The sequence below is a fragment of the Photobacterium frigidiphilum genome (assembly GCF_003025615.1).
GTDB classification, from domain to species: domain Bacteria; phylum Pseudomonadota; class Gammaproteobacteria; order Enterobacterales; family Vibrionaceae; genus Photobacterium; species Photobacterium frigidiphilum.
Genome location: NZ_PYMJ01000026.1, coordinates 16,241 through 32,857 on the forward strand (window position 1 = coordinate 16,241; position 16,617 = coordinate 32,857).

Annotated in this window: 14 protein-coding genes; 9 read left to right on the top strand and 5 right to left on the bottom strand. The window is 41.3% G+C overall.

Annotation, left to right across the window (positions count from 1 at the left end):
* Positions 1 to 551 precede the first annotated feature (551 nt).
* Complete coding sequence (gene htpX / locus C9J12_RS20585; RefSeq protein WP_107244403.1) at positions 552 to 1,433, top strand: protease HtpX; 882 nt, start codon at positions 552 to 554, stop codon at positions 1,431 to 1,433.
* A gap of 151 nt (positions 1,434 to 1,584) precedes the next feature.
* Here htpX and C9J12_RS20590 read toward each other — a convergent pair whose 3' ends face one another.
* From C9J12_RS20590 to C9J12_RS20595, 3 genes are all read right to left on the bottom strand, one after another.
* Positions 1,585 to 2,823 (bottom strand): MFS transporter, encoded by a 1,239-nt coding sequence (locus C9J12_RS20590; protein ID WP_107244404.1) that lies wholly within the window; start codon positions 2,821 to 2,823, stop codon positions 1,585 to 1,587.
* Positions 2,823 to 2,996, bottom strand: a complete 174-nt coding sequence (locus tag C9J12_RS30770) for a hypothetical protein (RefSeq protein ID WP_006233584.1) — start codon at positions 2,994 to 2,996, stop codon at positions 2,823 to 2,825. Before C9J12_RS30770 ends, C9J12_RS20590 begins: the two co-directional genes overlap by 1 nt.
* A 228-nt stretch (positions 2,997 to 3,224) precedes the next feature.
* On the bottom strand, positions 3,225 to 4,160 hold the full coding sequence (locus tag C9J12_RS20595) for a LysR family transcriptional regulator (protein WP_107244405.1): 936 nt from the start codon (positions 4,158 to 4,160) through the stop codon (positions 3,225 to 3,227).
* A 141-nt stretch (positions 4,161 to 4,301) separates the two neighbouring features.
* Here C9J12_RS20595 and C9J12_RS20600 point away from each other — a divergent pair, with 141 nt between their 5' ends.
* The 3 genes from C9J12_RS20600 to C9J12_RS20610 all read left to right on the top strand — a co-directional run bounded on the left by C9J12_RS20600 (position 4,302) and on the right by C9J12_RS20610 (position 9,174).
* Complete coding sequence (locus C9J12_RS20600; RefSeq protein ID WP_107244406.1) at positions 4,302 to 5,429, top strand: efflux RND transporter periplasmic adaptor subunit; 1,128 nt, start codon at positions 4,302 to 4,304, stop codon at positions 5,427 to 5,429.
* Between the two features lie 3 nt (positions 5,430 to 5,432).
* Entirely contained in the window at positions 5,433 to 8,534 is a 3,102-nt protein-coding gene (locus C9J12_RS20605) for an efflux RND transporter permease subunit (RefSeq protein WP_107244407.1), read from the top strand.
* 208 nt (positions 8,535 to 8,742) lie between these two features.
* Complete coding sequence (locus C9J12_RS20610; RefSeq protein WP_227876419.1) at positions 8,743 to 9,174, top strand: DUF2442 domain-containing protein; 432 nt, start codon at positions 8,743 to 8,745, stop codon at positions 9,172 to 9,174.
* A gap of 87 nt (positions 9,175 to 9,261) precedes the next feature.
* Here C9J12_RS20610 and C9J12_RS20615 read toward each other — a convergent pair whose 3' ends face one another.
* Both C9J12_RS20615 and C9J12_RS20620 read right to left on the bottom strand, forming a co-directional pair.
* Entirely contained in the window at positions 9,262 to 9,552 is a 291-nt protein-coding gene (locus C9J12_RS20615; protein WP_107244408.1) for a YkgJ family cysteine cluster protein, read from the bottom strand.
* A 100-nt stretch (positions 9,553 to 9,652) separates the two neighbouring features.
* Positions 9,653 to 9,877 (bottom strand): DUF6500 family protein, encoded by a 225-nt coding sequence (locus tag C9J12_RS20620; protein WP_107244409.1) that lies wholly within the window; start codon positions 9,875 to 9,877, stop codon positions 9,653 to 9,655.
* Positions 9,878 to 10,027: 150 nt separating this feature from the next.
* Between C9J12_RS20620 and C9J12_RS20625 the strand changes: the two genes are divergently transcribed.
* The 5 genes from C9J12_RS20625 (at position 10,028) to C9J12_RS20645 (ending at position 16,552) form a co-directional block, all read left to right on the top strand.
* The gene (locus C9J12_RS20625) at positions 10,028 to 11,638 is read left to right on the top strand and encodes an NAD(P)/FAD-dependent oxidoreductase (protein WP_107244410.1); all 1,611 of its coding nucleotides are present in this window, start codon (positions 10,028 to 10,030) and stop codon (positions 11,636 to 11,638) included.
* A 223-nt stretch (positions 11,639 to 11,861) separates the two neighbouring features.
* The gene (locus tag C9J12_RS20630) at positions 11,862 to 12,815 is read left to right on the top strand and encodes an HlyD family secretion protein (protein ID WP_107244411.1); all 954 of its coding nucleotides are present in this window, start codon (positions 11,862 to 11,864) and stop codon (positions 12,813 to 12,815) included.
* A complete protein-coding gene (locus C9J12_RS20635) occupies positions 12,805 to 13,779 on the top strand; it encodes an ABC transporter ATP-binding protein (RefSeq protein WP_107244412.1) in 975 nt (324 codons plus the stop codon). The genes C9J12_RS20630 and C9J12_RS20635 overlap by 11 nt, the downstream gene beginning before the upstream one ends.
* Positions 13,779 to 14,903 (top strand): ABC transporter permease, encoded by a 1,125-nt coding sequence (locus tag C9J12_RS20640; RefSeq protein ID WP_170111834.1) that lies wholly within the window; start codon positions 13,779 to 13,781, stop codon positions 14,901 to 14,903. Before C9J12_RS20635 ends, C9J12_RS20640 begins: the two co-directional genes overlap by 1 nt.
* Before the next feature lie 779 nt (positions 14,904 to 15,682).
* Complete coding sequence (locus tag C9J12_RS20645) at positions 15,683 to 16,552, top strand: TPR end-of-group domain-containing protein (protein ID WP_107244413.1); 870 nt, start codon at positions 15,683 to 15,685, stop codon at positions 16,550 to 16,552.
* Positions 16,553 to 16,617 lie beyond the last annotated feature (65 nt).

Genomic DNA, 16,617 nt, shown 5'->3' on the forward strand with positions numbered 1-16,617 from the left:
AAACCATCAGGTAATAACCTGATAAAAATGTAGCGACAAATTTTATAGGGGTGCTGCTGGTGATTAAAACGCACAGCAAGATGGGCAGCAAAAGTGCTACCTAGATAGTGATTTGTTGGAACGAGAGTGTTCCGAAGTGATTGTCTAAGGCGGAGTGATCGTCAAAAGTTTATATCCACGAAATGTGTAGGCGCACATTGTAGAGATAAAGCAATGAAGAAACAAGTGAGTGCTTTACTCTTCGATTTACAATAGTGAACACTGTTCAGTTTTTAGACAGTCATGTTAGTTATAACAGTAGAATGATAATAATGACTAAATTTTGTCATTATGCCTCACTGGAATTGTAACGGTTTAATAACAAGACCTGTAAACCTTAAATTTACCTATGTAGCATTAACAATCATTCTTTAGCTTGATACGAATGGTAACAATTATGTTCTTTCACTTGTAATTGCTTTGAACGACCATATATAAAGTAGACTGTAGATGGCACATACCATCTATTATGTATTTGAAGCTTCTTTTATTTATTGGAGATAATTGGAAATATGAAGCGAATTGCTCTGTTCTTGGCAACCAACCTTGCCGTAATGCTGGTATTCAGCGTTGTCTTGAATGTTGTTTATGCTGTAACAGGTATGCAGCCTGGTAGCCTATCTGGCTTATTGGTAATGGCTGCGCTGTTCGGTTTTGGTGGCTCGCTATTCTCACTCTTCATGTCAAAGAAGATGGCTCTTCGTTCTGTTGGTGGTTCAGTTATTGAGCATCCTCGCAATGAAACAGAGCACTGGTTGATGGAAACGGTTTCGCGTCAAGCGCAACAAGCAGGCATTGGTATGCCAACCGTTGCGGTTTATGACTCTGCTGATATCAACGCATTTGCAACAGGCGCTAAGCGCGATGATTCACTGGTTGCGGTTTCAACGGGTTTGCTTCATAGCATGACACGTGATGAAGCTGAAGCGGTACTTGCTCACGAAATTAGCCACATCTCTAATGGTGATATGGTAACGATGACCTTGATGCAAGGCGTTGTGAATACCTTTGTTATTTTTGTTTCTCGTTTAGTAGCGGGTGCAATCAGTGGTGTTAACAACAGTGATGAAGAAGGCGGAGGCGGCAGTTACATAACGTACTTCATCGTCTCTTCAATTATGGAAGTACTGTTTGGCTTCTTAGCAAGCATTCTAACTATGTGGTATAGCCGACACCGTGAATTTAAAGCGGACGCGGGTTCTGCGAACTTAGTCGGTAAAGAAAAGATGATTGCTGCGTTAGAGCGTTTGAAAATGAGCCAAGAGCCACAGTTAGAAGGCTCTATGATGGCATTTGGTATCAATGGTAAGAAGAAGTCATTGTCTGAATTGTTTATGACTCACCCACCACTAGACAAGCGTATTGATGCTTTACGCAGTGGTGAGCACCTTTAATCAAGAATAGTTAAGCGTTTATAAACGTTACGTTATTTGATTATAGATGATCTTATTTGATTATAGATAAAGATAAGAAAACCCTTTTGACCTTTTGTTACGACGAGTAACAGGGCAAAAGGGTTTTTTATTGGATGTGGTATTACCCTTGTTATGCCGCTGCACTCAAGGCAGCTAAACGAGGAACGGGCTTGTCATTAATCGGCAAGTGAATTAATGCTGCGCAGAAGGCGAGAAAGACGGTAGACCACCAAATTGGATCGTAGCTGCCGTAATAGTCGTAAATACGGCCACCAACCCAAGCCCCTAAAAAACTGCCAACTTGGTGAGTGAAAAATACGAGTCCATATAGTGTCGACATGTATCGAGCCCCAAACATCTGACGTACTAAACCCGAGGTTAGTGGCACTGTGCCTAACCAGCAAAAACCGATCGCACCACCAAAAATAGCCGCGGTATCAACCGTTACAGGTAATGTCACAAAAGCTGCAATCACAACAGTTCGTATTAAATATAGCGATGTCATTACATAGCGTTTATCGAATTTATCACCCATCACGCCCCAAAAATACGATCCGAAGATATTAAAAATACCCACGTAGGCGAGCGCCATCGCAGCCGTTGATCCCGGCAGCCCTTTGTCGGCTAAATAACTAGGAAGGTGAGTGGCAATAAACATGACATGAAAGCCACAAACAAAAAATCCCGCATGAATTAACCAATAACTTTTATGGTTAAAGGCTTCCTTTAATGCTTCGCGCAAGGTTTGTGTATCATCTATTTTCGGTGCAGTAGACACCGCTTTTAATGAAGACTTAGCCTCTTTGTTGGCCGTTTTCATGAAACTGGCAAAAGCGATGATCACACAACATGCTAGGGCAAAAATTTGTAACGTTGTTTGCCAATCGTATGTATTCATGAGTGATTGTGCGCCAGGTATTACGGCAAACATGCCAAATGAGCCAGCGGCGGTGGTTAAACCAAAGGCTTTTGCCGTATGTTCTGCGGGTACTACGCGAGCAATAGATCCTAAAATAATCACATAGCTGGTGGCACTTAAACCAAAACCGATCAAAGCACCAAAGGTGACATAAAGAATGCTAGGTTCAGTTGCTAAAGAGGTCAGATACAAACCAGCCGCATACGATATAGCCCCAACGGTAATAATACGGCGTGAGCCCCAGCGATCGGCCGCCATACCTACGAATGGTTGGAACAGACCAAAAAGCAGGTTTTGCAGTGCAATTGTAAAGCTAAAGAACTCTCGACCGGTATTGAATGAATCAGATATTGGCATCATGAAAATGCCGAAAGATTGTCTTATCCCAAGACTAATAATTAGCGTCCCTATTCCCAACCATACTAATAGTGGAAAACGAAAAATACTCATTAATGGTGCTCTTTATTGTCGTGTTCGATAGATGATTGTTGGTGGCAACCACCGCTGGTGGCGTGTTGCGCCAACGCATCGAGTAAAGGTTGACAGTGATGCACGCCAAAAAGTGTAATTATGAGCAGTACTAGCATACGTAATAGCTGCGCAAATAATGATTGTGAAAACATCAGTGCCTCCGATCGCCAAAATTAGCGAGCGCGGATAGTAGAGAACTCAGTGACATTACACAAATGAATAAAAATCAGGACAGTCATGCATAATATGCACTTTGATAGGGAGGTGAGCATATTCAGGATAATTGAGGGCAGTTTGTTCCGAAATTTGCATTACGCCGTTGGTAGGCGTAACACAATATATTGATGATGATAGATTTTACGATAACCGATGAATAAAAATCACATTACGATTCCACGTACATCGGTTTTAATTTTCCCGCAAATTGGCTCTTTTTCTACTTCAGCCAGTATGAATTCCACAAAAGTACGAGCAGCTAAGGTCAGGTTTTTACGTGATGGGTAGACTAACCAACCATACTTAATCGATGGCTCAATGTGGTCGAATAAACGTATTAACATGTCACGTTCTTGATAATAATTACCAATATCTTCTGGAATAAAGACAATGCCTCGGTTCTGCAAACAAGCTTCCATACACAGTGACACGCTGTTCGTTACTAAGTTACCCGACACTTCTACCGTTTCATTTTTACCAAAAGGCAGCGTGCCGTATATTTGTCCGTTGGGAAAGCGAAAACGAATAACATTCAGTTGGCGTAAATCGTCAGCAGTTTGTGGCCTACCGTGTTGTTCTACGTATTCCTGTGTACAGAAAAACCCGAAAGAAGCATGTTTGAATGGACGCGCCACCAAGCTGGAATCTTCAAGGGTATTGCCTTCGCCAATACGCAGCGCAATATCTATGTGGTTCTCGACCATATTTTTATCTTCTGCGCTGGTAATGATCTCGACACTGATCTTTGGGTACATATCCATGAACGTGAAAATCATTCGGCCGATATCAAGAATCTCAGGAAAGGGCAGTAATTGAATACGCAGGTGTCCAGACACTTCATAAGTCGGTGCCGTGATTTCTTGAATACTCGCTTCCAAATCAATCAGCATCGCTTTGGTTTTTGTGTAGAACTTGGTACCTGCTTCTGTCAGCTGTAAAGCGCGGTTTTGGCGATGAAACAGCAGAATGTTCAGCTCTTCTTCCAGTGATTTGATACGTCGACTGATGTTCGACTTTGGTAAGTCGAAAATTTCAGATGCGCGATTTAAGCTACCCGTATCCACAATTTGGTGAAAGAGCTTGAGATCTTCTGTTTTCATGACGTTGCTCACAGTCTTAATGATAGATCAATAGATTAAGTGTTCCATAAAGTGAAACTCTCAGTTCTATATCGTTCGGTTATTCAGAACACGTTATCAGGTTATAGTTCGCGGTGAAAGATAACTATAAGGAATAATTCAATGATGTCAGCTAAACCGAGTTTGTTAGCACTGGTGCTAGGAACTGTTTTAATGAGCTCAGTTCTGACAGGGTGTGACTCTGCAGAGAGTGCTGTGGTAGCAACTGCCACCGTACGTCCGGTAAAATTAATCACAATTGGTGATGTAGCGTTTGAACAAAGTCGCATTTTTCCTGCTGAATTGGTGGCGAATCAACAAGCAGATTTAGCTTTTCGTGTGAGTGGTGAACTGGTTACATTAGATTTAATTGAAGGGCAGAAAGTTACAAAAGGACAACTACTAGCGAAGCTTGATGATCGAGATGCCAAGAATGCGCTATTAAATGCAGAAGCAAATTACGAGTTAGCCAATGCCGATTACAACCGTAAAGAACAGTTATTAGCCCGAAAACTTATTTCGAAAGCAGAGTTTGATTCTGCAAAAGCCACATTAAAGTCTGCCAAATCATCATTGAATTCAGCCAGAGATCAACTGCAATATACCAATTTAACGGCCCCTTTTTCTGGCATTGTTGCCAAAGTTGAATCTGATAACTATCAAATGATTCAAGCATCGCAGGTCGTATTATCGTTGCGAGGTGATCAGCTAATGGATGTCACTATTCAAGTGCCTGAGTCACTCATTATGCGTTTAAATAAAAAGAACTTAGATGAACATTACATGCCACGTGTGCGCTTTGTTTCTCAAGGTGAAAGTGTGACGACTTATCCTGTTCGTTTTAAAGAGAGCTCAAGTAAAGTTAGCCCTGGTACACAAACTTATGCCGTTACCTTTAGTTTTAAACCCGAAGATGGCTTGAACGTTATTCCGGGCATGAGTGCTGAATTATTACTCGATATGTCAATCGATCACCGTCGCTCTCAAGACAATGGGATAAGCGATTTCCTCACTATTTTACCGCAATCAGCCATCGTGAAAGCGGATGAAGATAACCAAATTAAAGTGTGGCGATACAATCAAGACAGTCACCGAGTTGAATCTGTAAATGTGACGTTAGGGCAAGTGCGAACGAATGGTATTGAAGTGTTATCTGGATTAAACAAAGGCGATCAAATTGTCAGTGTGGGGGCGAATGCGATTAAATCAGGCATGGAAGTAAAACCCCTTCGCTGGGAAAGAGGCGTGTAATTGATGAATATCGCGCATTACAGTATCAAAAACAAAGTCATCAGTTGGATGTTTATTTTACTGATGTTAATTGGTGGTGGAATTTCATTTACGGGATTAGGCCAATTAGAATTTCCTGAATTTACGTTAAAAAACGCCCTTGTTATTACCGCTTACCCAGGGGCTTCGCCTGAACAAGTTGAAGAAGAAGTAACGCTTCGGTTGGAAGATGCTATTCAGCAGATGCCACAGATAAAGCACATTACATCAATCAATAGTGCGGGTTTATCTCAAATAGAAATTGAGATGAAAGAGCAGTACGACGCGAAAGCCTTACCACAAATTTGGGATGAGCTACGTCGTAAGGTGAATGATGCGGTTGCCGATTTACCGCCAGGCGCTGTAATGCCGCAAGTGATTGATGATTTTTCCGATGTCTACGGTGTTTTAATGAACATTACAGGCGAAGGATATAGCTACCGAGAACTTAAAAATTATGCCAATTACCTACGTCGAGAATTGGTATTAATTGAGGGTGTTAAAAAGGTTTCTGTCGTCGGCGATCCGCAAGAGCAAGTCGTTGTCGAAATTAGCCAACAGAAACTGGCAACATTAGGGCTTGATCAAAATACGATATACAGCCAAATAAAGAATCAAAATGGTGTATCTAACGCCGGAAAAATTCGAGTAGGTGAAGGGCGAATTCGTATTCATCCTACGGGCGAGTTTATCGATGTTACTGATATGAAACGCTTATTGGTGAGCCCGCCAGGCAGTAAAGATATGGTGTATCTGGGTGATATTGCTAATGTCTATAAAACGGAAAGTGAAACCCCAAAGCTGATTTACCACAACATGGGCGAGAATGCGCTGTCTTTAGGGATATCCTTTAGCCAAGGTGTGAATGTTGTTGATATCTCGAATGAAATATCAGCAAAGATCACACAGTTTGAATCAGGTTTACCGGTAGGAATGAGCTTGAATACCGTGTATGACCAAGGTGCAATGGTTGATGTGTCTGTTACGGGTTTTTTGATCAACCTTGCTGAGTCTGTGGCAATAGTGATCGTGGTGCTATTGGTATTCATGGGCGTGCGCTCTGGGTTATTAATGGGTGCAGTGCTGTTACTGACTATTTTTGGTACGTTCATTGTGATGAGTGTATTGAATATTCAGCTGCAAATTATCTCATTGGGCGCACTCATTATTGCATTAGGTATGCTGGTTGATAACGCCATTGTGGTTACTGAAGGTATTTTAATCGGTATAAAACGGGGTCAAACCCGTTATGAAGCGGCAGGTCAGGTAGTTAAGCAAACTCAATGGCCATTATTGGGCGCGACAATTATTGCAATTTTAGCATTTGCACCCATTGGATTATCACAAAATGCCACCGGTGAATTTTGTAAATCGTTATTTCAAGTACTGCTAGTTTCACTGTTTATCAGTTGGGTTACAGCGATTACCATTACGCCATTTTTCTGTAATTTATTATTTAAAGATGGCGACGTTAGCGATACGCCGGAAGACTTATATAAAGGCTGGTTCTTTACGGCTTATCGTTCAATACTTTCGTTAGCCATGCGATTTCGTGTGCTCAGTTTAGGCTTAGTTATTGCGATGTTGTTTGTAGCGATAGTGGGTATGGGGCATGTAAAAAATGTATTCTTCCCACCATCAAGTACGCCTATTTTCTTTGTTGATGTATGGTTGCCAGAAGGCTCAGATATTCGTGCAACAGAAGGTTTTGTACGCGAACTTGAAGAGAAAATCATAGCAACCGACAAAGAGGTTGGCGTCGGGCTTAAAAATGTCACTTCGGTGATAGGTAAAGGTGCACAACGATTCGTCTTGCCGTATGTGCCAGAAAAAGGCTACGACTCGTATGCGCAGTTAATTATCGAAATGACAGATTTAGAATCGTTGAATGCAGGCGTACCTGAACTCACGAAAGTATTGCGTGATAATTATCCTGAAGCTGAGTTTCGCGTGAAATTGCTGAGTAATGGCCCATCACCAGCCGCTGCAATTGAAGCGCGGTTCTATGGTGAAGATCCCGTTGTACTGCGTCAGCTTGCTACTCAGGCAGAGCAGATCATGATTGATGAGCCGACAGCTGAAAATATTCGTCATAATTGGCGTAATCAGGTCAATGTTGTTCGTCCACAAGTGAATAATGCTCAAGCCAAAAAAGTGGGTATCAGTAAGCAAGATCTTGATACAGCCATGCTGATTAACTTTAGTGGCATGTCGGTTGGTACGTATCGTGAACAATCGCATTTATTGCCCATTGTTGCGCGTGCACCAGAGCAAGAGCGCCTTGATGCCGATAGTTTGTTAAAGCTACAAGTGTGGAGTGCTGAAAATAGTGCGTTTGTACCTGTTACCCAAATAGTATCGTCATTCGATACTGAGTGGGAAAACCCTATTATTATGCGTCGCGATCGCAAACGGGTATTAACTGTATTAGCTGATCCACTATTAGGTAGTAATGAAACAGCAGATTCAGTGCTAAAGATATTACGCCCTAAAATAGAAGCGATCCCTCTGCCTGCAGGGTATGAACTCGAGTGGGGAGGCGAATATGAAACAGCAGGTGAAGCACAAGCAGGTATTGCTAGCTCTTTACCATTGGGTTATTTAGCGATGTTCTTGATCACTGTTGTCCTGTTTAATTCCGTAAGACTCCCGCTGATCATTTGGTTCAATGTGCCTTTAGCGCTTATAGGTATTGCTGCTGGCTTATTGATCTTTGATGCACCATTTAGCTTCATGGCGATACTGGGTACATTAAGTTTAAGCGGTATGGTCATCAAAAATGGGATTGTATTGGTTGATCAAATTCAGGTTGAATTGGCTGAGGGTAAAGATCCGTATGATGCCGTATTTGAATCTTCAGTAAGTCGTGTTCGTCCTGTGTGCATGGCGGCCATTACGACAATGCTTGGCATGATACCGTTATTGTTTGACCCATTTTTCAAATCGATGGCGGTTACCATTATATTTGGTTTAGGTTTTGCCACGTTACTTACATTGATTGTGTTACCCGTTAGCTATGTTGTTATTTTCCGAATACCTAACAAGCAAAAAGAATCAATGAAGAATATACCATTGGTTACAGCGTAACTTTTTGAGTTTTCTGAATAGAAACAGCCTCAAAGAGAGAGGTATTAGCCTTTCTCTTTGAGGGTGATGCACTTATTGCTTGAATTGCTATAAATCTACCTCAGATAGTAATTCAATGATTTAATAGATAAAGTGCGCCAATTTGAATTTGGAGTGAGTTATTACGCTGAGTGGTGGGTTAGATGGAGAAAATGAAAGGCTAATACAAATGAAATTTATAAAAAGAATTAAGAGGAATGATCATATAACCACAGCCACATATATAAAAGATTTTACCTTGTATATTGAATTAAGTAGTGGCGAAAGGGGCGTGATTAACTGTTCACCATTGGCCGAACAACAGATTTTGTTTGAACAAGTTATTGCTGATGATAAACGTGATTCTTATTCGTTAAGTAACCGCGTTATTCAGTGGTACAACGATGCGTATATTCACATTGAGTGGATTAAGCGAAATATGGTCTCGTTAAGTATTGAACGACCGCTTGAAAGTGCAGCTTCCTACAATAACTGGGGCATAAAAATGAAAGATTGGTTTATTAATTTCACACGTTCTGATTTATCAGAAAATATAGGCTTTTTATTAATAGTCGTTTCATTTGGGATCGCAGGGTGGCTGATTGGCTCAATGTTTATTTAAGCGTATAAAGTCTCAGCTTTCACAATCCCTTTTTTGTCTGAAGTGAATTGATATGTTGACTAAACATGTACTGTAGAAGGAGTAGCGCTATAAATTAGCGTTACGCTCATCGATACATTCGTATTCCCCCATCTCAAACTCACGGCAGATAAATGGGCGAACTTCGTAAATTGAACACATTAATGTGTCGCGATCTAACGCGGCACACCAACCATCATCAAGACGGTTCATTACCTGACCACCCCAATCATCTGTTGCGATGTACTTTTTAGGTACGCCAGTATCGGTAATTAGCATTACCTCTAAACGGCAACAACAAGCCTGACAATTCGCACAGGTTATTTGAGGTTCCGGTATTACTTTAATTTCTATCGTCATAAACTACTACAGTGTCGACATTAATGGATAGCTTATAACAATGGTAGCACGTAGACGCAACTCAATTATGCGTTAGTCATCAACTCAGCCTGTACTGTTATTAGACTGGGTGCATATTTTCAACCATTTGTTTTATTTTTATCGCCTTCTCAAAATGATCTAATTGATGCGTCATTATCCACCATTGGGCGGCTTCCATTAATAATTCAGGGTTATCGTTTTTATTGGCGAAAAAAGCATAAAAAGATAATCCAACATTTTCGCCTTTTTGTGCAATTTTACGGTTACACACATCAATGATTTTCTGCTTTAAAATTGGGTTCATGTTGTCCTGTTTTTACTCAAATGAAGTAATGATGAAAATACACGGTTATTTAGTATGTTGAGCTTATCTTGCTAATTTCAATTTGGATCTAGATCACGTAAACTGCGCGCCATAGATTATGAACCATATGTCCTGTTAGGTGAACACACGATGATACGTCTAAACGAAGTCAAATTACCGTTAGATCATGATGAAGATGCATTGCGCAATTTTGTTTTCAATAAACTGTCGATTACGGCAGAGCAACTTGTCGACATCCATATCTTTAAACGTGGTTATGATGCTCGTAAACGTAATGTGATCACTTTAATTTATACGCTTGATTTAACATTGACCAATGTTGATGAAGACGAGCTATTAAGCCGTTTTGAACGTGATCAGCAAGTTAGACAATCTCCTGATACAGAGTATAAGTATGTTGCACAAGCACCTGCTGATTTAACAGAGCGTCCAATCGTTATTGGTATGGGGCCATGTGGTTTATTTACCGGTTTAATTCTTGCTCAAATGGGTTTCAACCCAATTATTTTAGAGCGTGGTAAATCTGTACATGAACGTTCAAAAGATACGTTCCGTTTTTGGCGTAAAGGTGAATTAAATACCGAATCAAACGTACAGTTTGGTGAAGGTGGTGCTGGTACATTCTCTGACGGTAAGTTATACAGCCAAGTGAAAGATCCAAACTTCCTAGGCTTAAAAGTAAAAGAAGAGTTCGTTGCCGCAGGCGCACCTGCAGAAATTATCTATGTGAGTAAACCACACATTGGTACGTTCAAATTGGTAACAATGGTTGAGCGCATGCGCCGCAAAATCATAGAGCTTGGCGGTGAAATTCGTTTTGAAACACGTGTTGACGAAATCAATATCGAAGATGACCAAGTAACGGGTGTTACGCTAAATGGCGGCGAAGTTATTAACTCAAAGCATGTAACGTTAGCGATTGGGCACAGTGCACGTGATACCGTACAAATGTTGCATGACAAAGGTGTTTACCTTGAAGCGCAGTCTTTCTCTGTGGGTTTCCGTATTGAACACAAACAAGAATTGATTGACCAAGCACGCTTTGGTACTAATGCAGGTCACCCAATTTTAGGTGCTGCTGATTACAAACTTGTTCACCACTGTGAGAATGGACGTTCTGTATACAGTTTCTGTATGTGTCCGGGTGGTGTTGTGGTTGCAGCAACGTCAGAAAAAGAAGCTGTTGTAACAAATGGCATGAGCCAATATTCACGTAGCGAGCGTAATGCAAACAGTGCGATTGTTGTTGGTATTGCACCAAGCGATTTTGATAATGATCCGCTTCAAGGTATCGCATTACAACGTAAGCTAGAGCGTAATGCTTATATTTTAGGTGGTAGCACTTACCAAGCACCTGCACAACGTGTTGGTGATTTCTTAAAAGGTGCAGAAGCGAAGCCATACGGTGAGATTGAACCATCATATAAGCCAGAAGTGACAATGACAGATCTAAGCACAAGCTTGCCTGATTTTGCCATTGAAGCAATACGTGAAGCACTGCCTGCATTTAATAAGAAAATCCGTGGCTTTGCACAAGAAGATGCAATGCTAACAGGTGTTGAAACACGTACTTCTTCACCAGTGCAAATCAAACGTGGTGCTGATTACCAGAGCTTAAGCACGAAGGGTTTATACCCCGCTGGCGAAGGTGCTGGTTATGCTGGTGGTATTTTATCTGCTGGTATCGACGGTATTAAAATTGCCGAAGCCGTTGCACTCGATATGCTGAAAACTGATTAATATTTAACTAGCTTGGTATAAGCTTTTTATATACAGATTTTTATATACAAATAAACAGCTCGCTAATTTTTAGCGGGCTGTTTTTTTTGATTATACAAACGTGAAGTTATTCAAATTCTGATCTTTGGCTGAATTGATTTAATTGTATACAAAGAAAAGAAGCGTAAACTTTTAACTAATTGTTTCATCAAAATTAATAATTGGATTCCTTATTGTGAATAGCATGCGTGTCGTTTTCATTTTGTTGATTGTTTTGTCTATTTTAGGTTGTGATCAAAATACCCCTTCGCAAGCGCTAGGTACACTAGAGCGTGACCGTGTGACATTGACAGCAACGGCAAATGAAATCGTTAGAGAGTTGCCAATTAAAGAAGGGCAATACATCAAAAAAGGTGATGTGTTAGTTAAGCTTGATACCACACAGCAACATGCCATTCTTGCCCGAGCAAAGGCAGAAGAAGCAAAAGCGGATGCGTATTTATTAAGGTTAACCAATGGTGAGCGAATAGAAGATATTGCTGCGGCGCAGGCTAAATTGTCGCGTGCTAATGCCATGCTAATTGAGGCTAAACTCAGTTACCAACGTACCAGTAAACTGGTGCTACAAAAATTAGCAAGTCTAGCTGCAAAAGATAAAGCACGTGCTGAAAAAGACGGGGCACAAGCCGATTATGATTCAGCAAATGAAAATTATGCCAAGATGACAAATGGCGAACGCCCAGAAGATATTAAGCAGGCACAAGCGTCATTAGCGGCAGCCAATGCGGAAGTGACACTTCAACAACAAATTTTGAATGATTTAACCGTTACTGCGACACGCAACGGGGTACTCGATAGCCTGCCTTACAACGTAGGTGAACGTGTTCCGATGAATGGTATTGTGGCAGCTATTCAAGCGGATACTGTTCCTTATGCACGTGTATATGTACCTGAACCTTATCGTGTGAAACTAAAAGCGGGTGACAAATTAGTTGTGCATGTTGATGGCTTAAATAACACCTTCACAGGCACATTACGCTGGATTGCAACAGAGCCTTCATTTACACCTTACTATGCGCTAAACGAAGAAGATCGTGCTCGTTTGGTGTATTTAGCTGAAATTGATTTACCCATTGAAGGGAAAGATCTTCCTGCTGGTGTGCCAGCACAAGTGGAGATGCCAATCAATGCTGAGTAATACAAATACAGTGGTTGAAGCTTGTGATGCTAGTGTGGCAATTGTTGCTAAGCAATTAACGCGTAAATTCGGCGATTTTACTGCGGTTGATGGTTTAAATTTAGTTGTTCCTAAAGGCAGTATCTATGGCTTTTTAGGGCCAAATGGCTGCGGAAAATCCACTACCTTACGGATGCTAACTGGGCTGCTTAGTCCTACATCTGGTGAGGTGAATGTGTTGGGTTTATCTATTCCAAAAGAAGCAGAAAAACTGCGTTTACGTATTGGGTATATGACGCAAAAGTTTTCCTTGTATGAAGATTTAACGGTATATGAAAATTTGCAGTTTATTGGGCAAATTTATGGCATGCCAAATAAACAGTTAACCCTGCGTATTCATGAACAAATGGCAACCTATGGGTTAGATCAACGTGCCAAGCAGCGGGCTGGCAGCATGAGTGGGGGGCAAAAACAGCGTTTGGGCTTGGCTGCTGCAACCATGCATAAACCTGATCTATTATTGCTAGATGAACCGACATCAGCGGTTGATCCTGAAAATAGGCGTGATTTTTGGGAGCAATTATTCGATCTCAGCGATCAAGGCACCACTATATTGGTGACCACTCACTACATGGATGAAGCTGAACGCTGTCATGGATTAGCGATTATGGAGTCAGGGGTTGTACGTGCCGATGGCGCGCCAGAACAGTTGATGGAGAACATGGGCGTGACGGTGGTAGAGCTGCAAGCGGAACAGTTACGTCATATTAAAGAAGCATTATTACGGTTACCAGAAGTGCGTTCTGCTGCGCAGTTAGGTATTCGATTACGGGTATTGATTCAAGCCTCGGTTGCTGACCCGATAGGTTGGTTAACGGCATGGCTAGCCGTGAATTTTCCTCAAAATACCCCACCGGAGCTGAGCATTGCTCGACCGAGTTTAGAAGATGTATTTGTAACCAGTACGGGTAAGGGGCGTCAATAATGTCGGGGCTTACTTTACATCAACGCATTGTTGGAAGCTTTTCTCGTATCAAAGCCATCATGATCAAAGAGATCCGTCAGCTATCGCGTGATCGTATCACGTTTGGCATGGTGGTGATGATCCCATTAATTCAGCTGTTGTTATTCGGATACGCGATCAATACCGATGTGCGTGATATTCCCATCGCAGTGGTTGATCAAAGTGAATCTGCTGTTGGGCGAATGATCACCGAATCGGTTAAAGCGACGCAAGTGATCACCGTTAAAGCGGCGTATGCGACAGTTGGTGAAGCAGAGCAGGCAATCACTGCGGGGGAAGTACGTGGCGCTTTAGTGCTGCCATCGGATCTAGCCCAGCGTATTGCTCAACACCGTACCGTGGGTCAGTGGCTGGTCGATGGTTCCGATACCATGGTGAGTGCTGCGTTATTGCAGTTGAGAGATATGCCCCTGCAAGAGCTGGTGAATTATGAACCTACAGGTCCTTCCACGTTTGAAGTTGCTTTGTTTTTTAACCCAGAGCGCAGGTCGGCGGTAAATATCGTACCGGGCTTACTGGGTATCATTCTAACCATGACAATGATTCTGTTTACGTCTGCTGCTATTGTGCGCGAAAGAGAGCGGGGGAATTTAGAGCTATTAATCACGACACCAGTACATTCACTTGAATTAATGGTTGCGAAGATTATCCCCTATATTTTCGTTGGGCTACTGCAAGTGTGCATTATTCTGGGGCTCGGGCATTATATTTTTGCTGTGCCTATTAATGGCGAATTGTCTCAAATATTGTTTGGTACGTTATTATTTATTTCCGCAAGCTTAACCTTAGGATTATTGATTTCGACAATAGCACAGACGCAATTGCAAGCAATGCAAATGACCATTTTTATTTTGTTGCCATCCATTTTATTGTCTGGCTTTATGTTCCCATATGAAGCGATGCCAATCGCCGCACAGTGGATTTCAGAGATATTGCCCGCGACACATTTCATGCGAATGATTCGCGGCATTGTATTGCGTGGTGCTGATTTGATGGACTTATGGCGTGATGCTCTGTGGTTATTTGGTTTTACTGTTGTCGGTATTATTATCGCCTCAATGCGCTTTAAGAAAAGTTTGGATTAAACCACATATCTTGGGTTAAAAATAAAGGGACAGGCGATAACGGCTGTCCCTTTTTCATGGCCTTTGAAAGGCGTAATGTACTGTACATGTGATGCTTTTTATAGAAATGGCTGCAAGATAAAGGCACCCAATACTGCCATGAGAATGCTAATACCAGTTGGAATAAGCCATAGATGTTTATCATCTGCTTTCATATTCTCTCCTTAGATCCGTTAATGAGAGGTGAATGTTGATTCAATGTTTCAGTAAACAAGCCTTATAGAACCTAGCTTGATGACTAAAAACAGTGTTCATTATTACGCTAATAATTATTAAATCAATAAAAACTTGTAACTTAATTGTTAATAGTGTGACTTGAGTTTACATGTTTTATATGTTTCTTTATTTATCAGTTGGTTATATGGTGATTTTGTTTGAAGTAAATGCGGAATCTTACAGCTGTGCAAAACGCTATAAATCTTTTGAACTTGATGTAATTTCTTTTATAAACCACGCCAGCGATGGACTTATCTTAATGAATCACTCCCGAAGGGCGAGTTTTGTTGGGCTCTATGCGGTGTTACTTATTTTCAACGTAGAACGACTAGGTCTATAAATCAGTGCCTTGCCTAGAGCCCAACAAATTCTCGCTGAAACGAGCATCTTGAGGTAACTTGGGTATAGATCTGTTAGGGTGTACATCGATTTATCGTACGAGATATGTGCGGCTACGTATTTTATGCAATATTGCGTACAGCGCGAAAAATATACTCCACATCAGACCGAAGGATTTTCGTATTATGCTCCCTAGAATTTTATTTGCTTTGACCTTGCTGTGCACAGCTTTGCCCGGATTGGCGCAAGAGCAGGCGTATGCAGAACAAAGCATTTATGATAAACCGCTAATGGAGCGATACGTACTCGACGAGTTGAAAACGCTTCGAACTGATCAGCAAGATCTCGAACGTCGATTAATAATACAAATTACTGATCGTGAATTAGCGGTAGCCGATAAATCGTTGAACTATGCCAATGTGACAGTGACGTATTTCTTCTACATTATCGCAGGTGTTGCGTCGTTAATTGCAATGATTGGTTGGCAATCATTACGTGAATTACGCACTAATACCAAGAAAATGGCAGATCAGCAGCTAAAAAATGCAGACGAAAAACTGCAAGAGATTGCAGAGTCATACGAGATGAAATTCCAAGCGTTAGAGCGTGAGTTAAAACGTAAAACACGCAACATCAGTGAGAACAACAAAGAAATTGAACGCATTAACGAAGTTCATAACTTATGGTTACGTGCGCAAAGCGCTCAGACATCAGAACAGAAAATTGAAGTATACGATGAAATCTTAAAAATACGTCCAGGCGACCTAGAAGCTTTAACCTATAAAGCGGATGCTGCTATGGAAATTCAAGAATTTCATTGGGCACTCAGCTTGTGTAATCGGGTGTTAGAAGTGGATGATACCAATGCGCATGCACTGTATCAGCGTGCCTGTGCGTATGCACGACTTGGGGTAGAAGAGCAGGCCATTTCTGATCTTGAGCGTGCCATTGTTGGCAGTGAATCATTACGTGAGCTAGCAGCGGAAGAAGCTGATTTTGAAACGTTATTTGGTAATGAGCGTTTTGATCTTCTTATTGAAAGTGGCGATAATTAATATTTTAATCATAAACATGCTTTTTATTTGTTGCTAATTTATCGATATTTAAAGTTGATGTTGGT

Excerpts from the sequence above, each read along its gene's own strand:
- htpX (WP_107244403.1), top strand. The coding sequence starts at position 552 with ATGAAGCGAATTGCTCTGTTCTTGGCAACCAACCTTGCCGTAATGCTG.
- C9J12_RS20590 (WP_107244404.1), bottom strand. The coding sequence starts at position 2,823 with ATGAGTATTTTTCGTTTTCCACTATTAGTATGGTTGGGAATAGGGACG.
- C9J12_RS30770 (WP_006233584.1), bottom strand. The coding sequence starts at position 2,996 with ATGTTTTCACAATCATTATTTGCGCAGCTATTACGTATGCTAGTACTG.
- C9J12_RS20595 (WP_107244405.1), bottom strand. The coding sequence starts at position 4,160 with ATGAAAACAGAAGATCTCAAGCTCTTTCACCAAATTGTGGATACGGGT.
- C9J12_RS20600 (WP_107244406.1), top strand. The coding sequence starts at position 4,302 with ATGATGTCAGCTAAACCGAGTTTGTTAGCACTGGTGCTAGGAACTGTT.
- C9J12_RS20605 (WP_107244407.1), top strand. The coding sequence starts at position 5,433 with ATGAATATCGCGCATTACAGTATCAAAAACAAAGTCATCAGTTGGATG.
- C9J12_RS20610 (WP_227876419.1), top strand. The coding sequence starts at position 8,743 with ATGAAATTTATAAAAAGAATTAAGAGGAATGATCATATAACCACAGCC.
- C9J12_RS20615 (WP_107244408.1), bottom strand. The coding sequence starts at position 9,552 with ATGACGATAGAAATTAAAGTAATACCGGAACCTCAAATAACCTGTGCG.
- C9J12_RS20620 (WP_107244409.1), bottom strand. The coding sequence starts at position 9,877 with ATGAACCCAATTTTAAAGCAGAAAATCATTGATGTGTGTAACCGTAAA.
- C9J12_RS20625 (WP_107244410.1), top strand. The coding sequence starts at position 10,028 with ATGATACGTCTAAACGAAGTCAAATTACCGTTAGATCATGATGAAGAT.
- C9J12_RS20630 (WP_107244411.1), top strand. The coding sequence starts at position 11,862 with ATGCGTGTCGTTTTCATTTTGTTGATTGTTTTGTCTATTTTAGGTTGT.
- C9J12_RS20635 (WP_107244412.1), top strand. The coding sequence starts at position 12,805 with ATGCTGAGTAATACAAATACAGTGGTTGAAGCTTGTGATGCTAGTGTG.
- C9J12_RS20640 (WP_170111834.1), top strand. The coding sequence starts at position 13,779 with ATGTCGGGGCTTACTTTACATCAACGCATTGTTGGAAGCTTTTCTCGT.
- C9J12_RS20645 (WP_107244413.1), top strand. The coding sequence starts at position 15,683 with ATGCTCCCTAGAATTTTATTTGCTTTGACCTTGCTGTGCACAGCTTTG.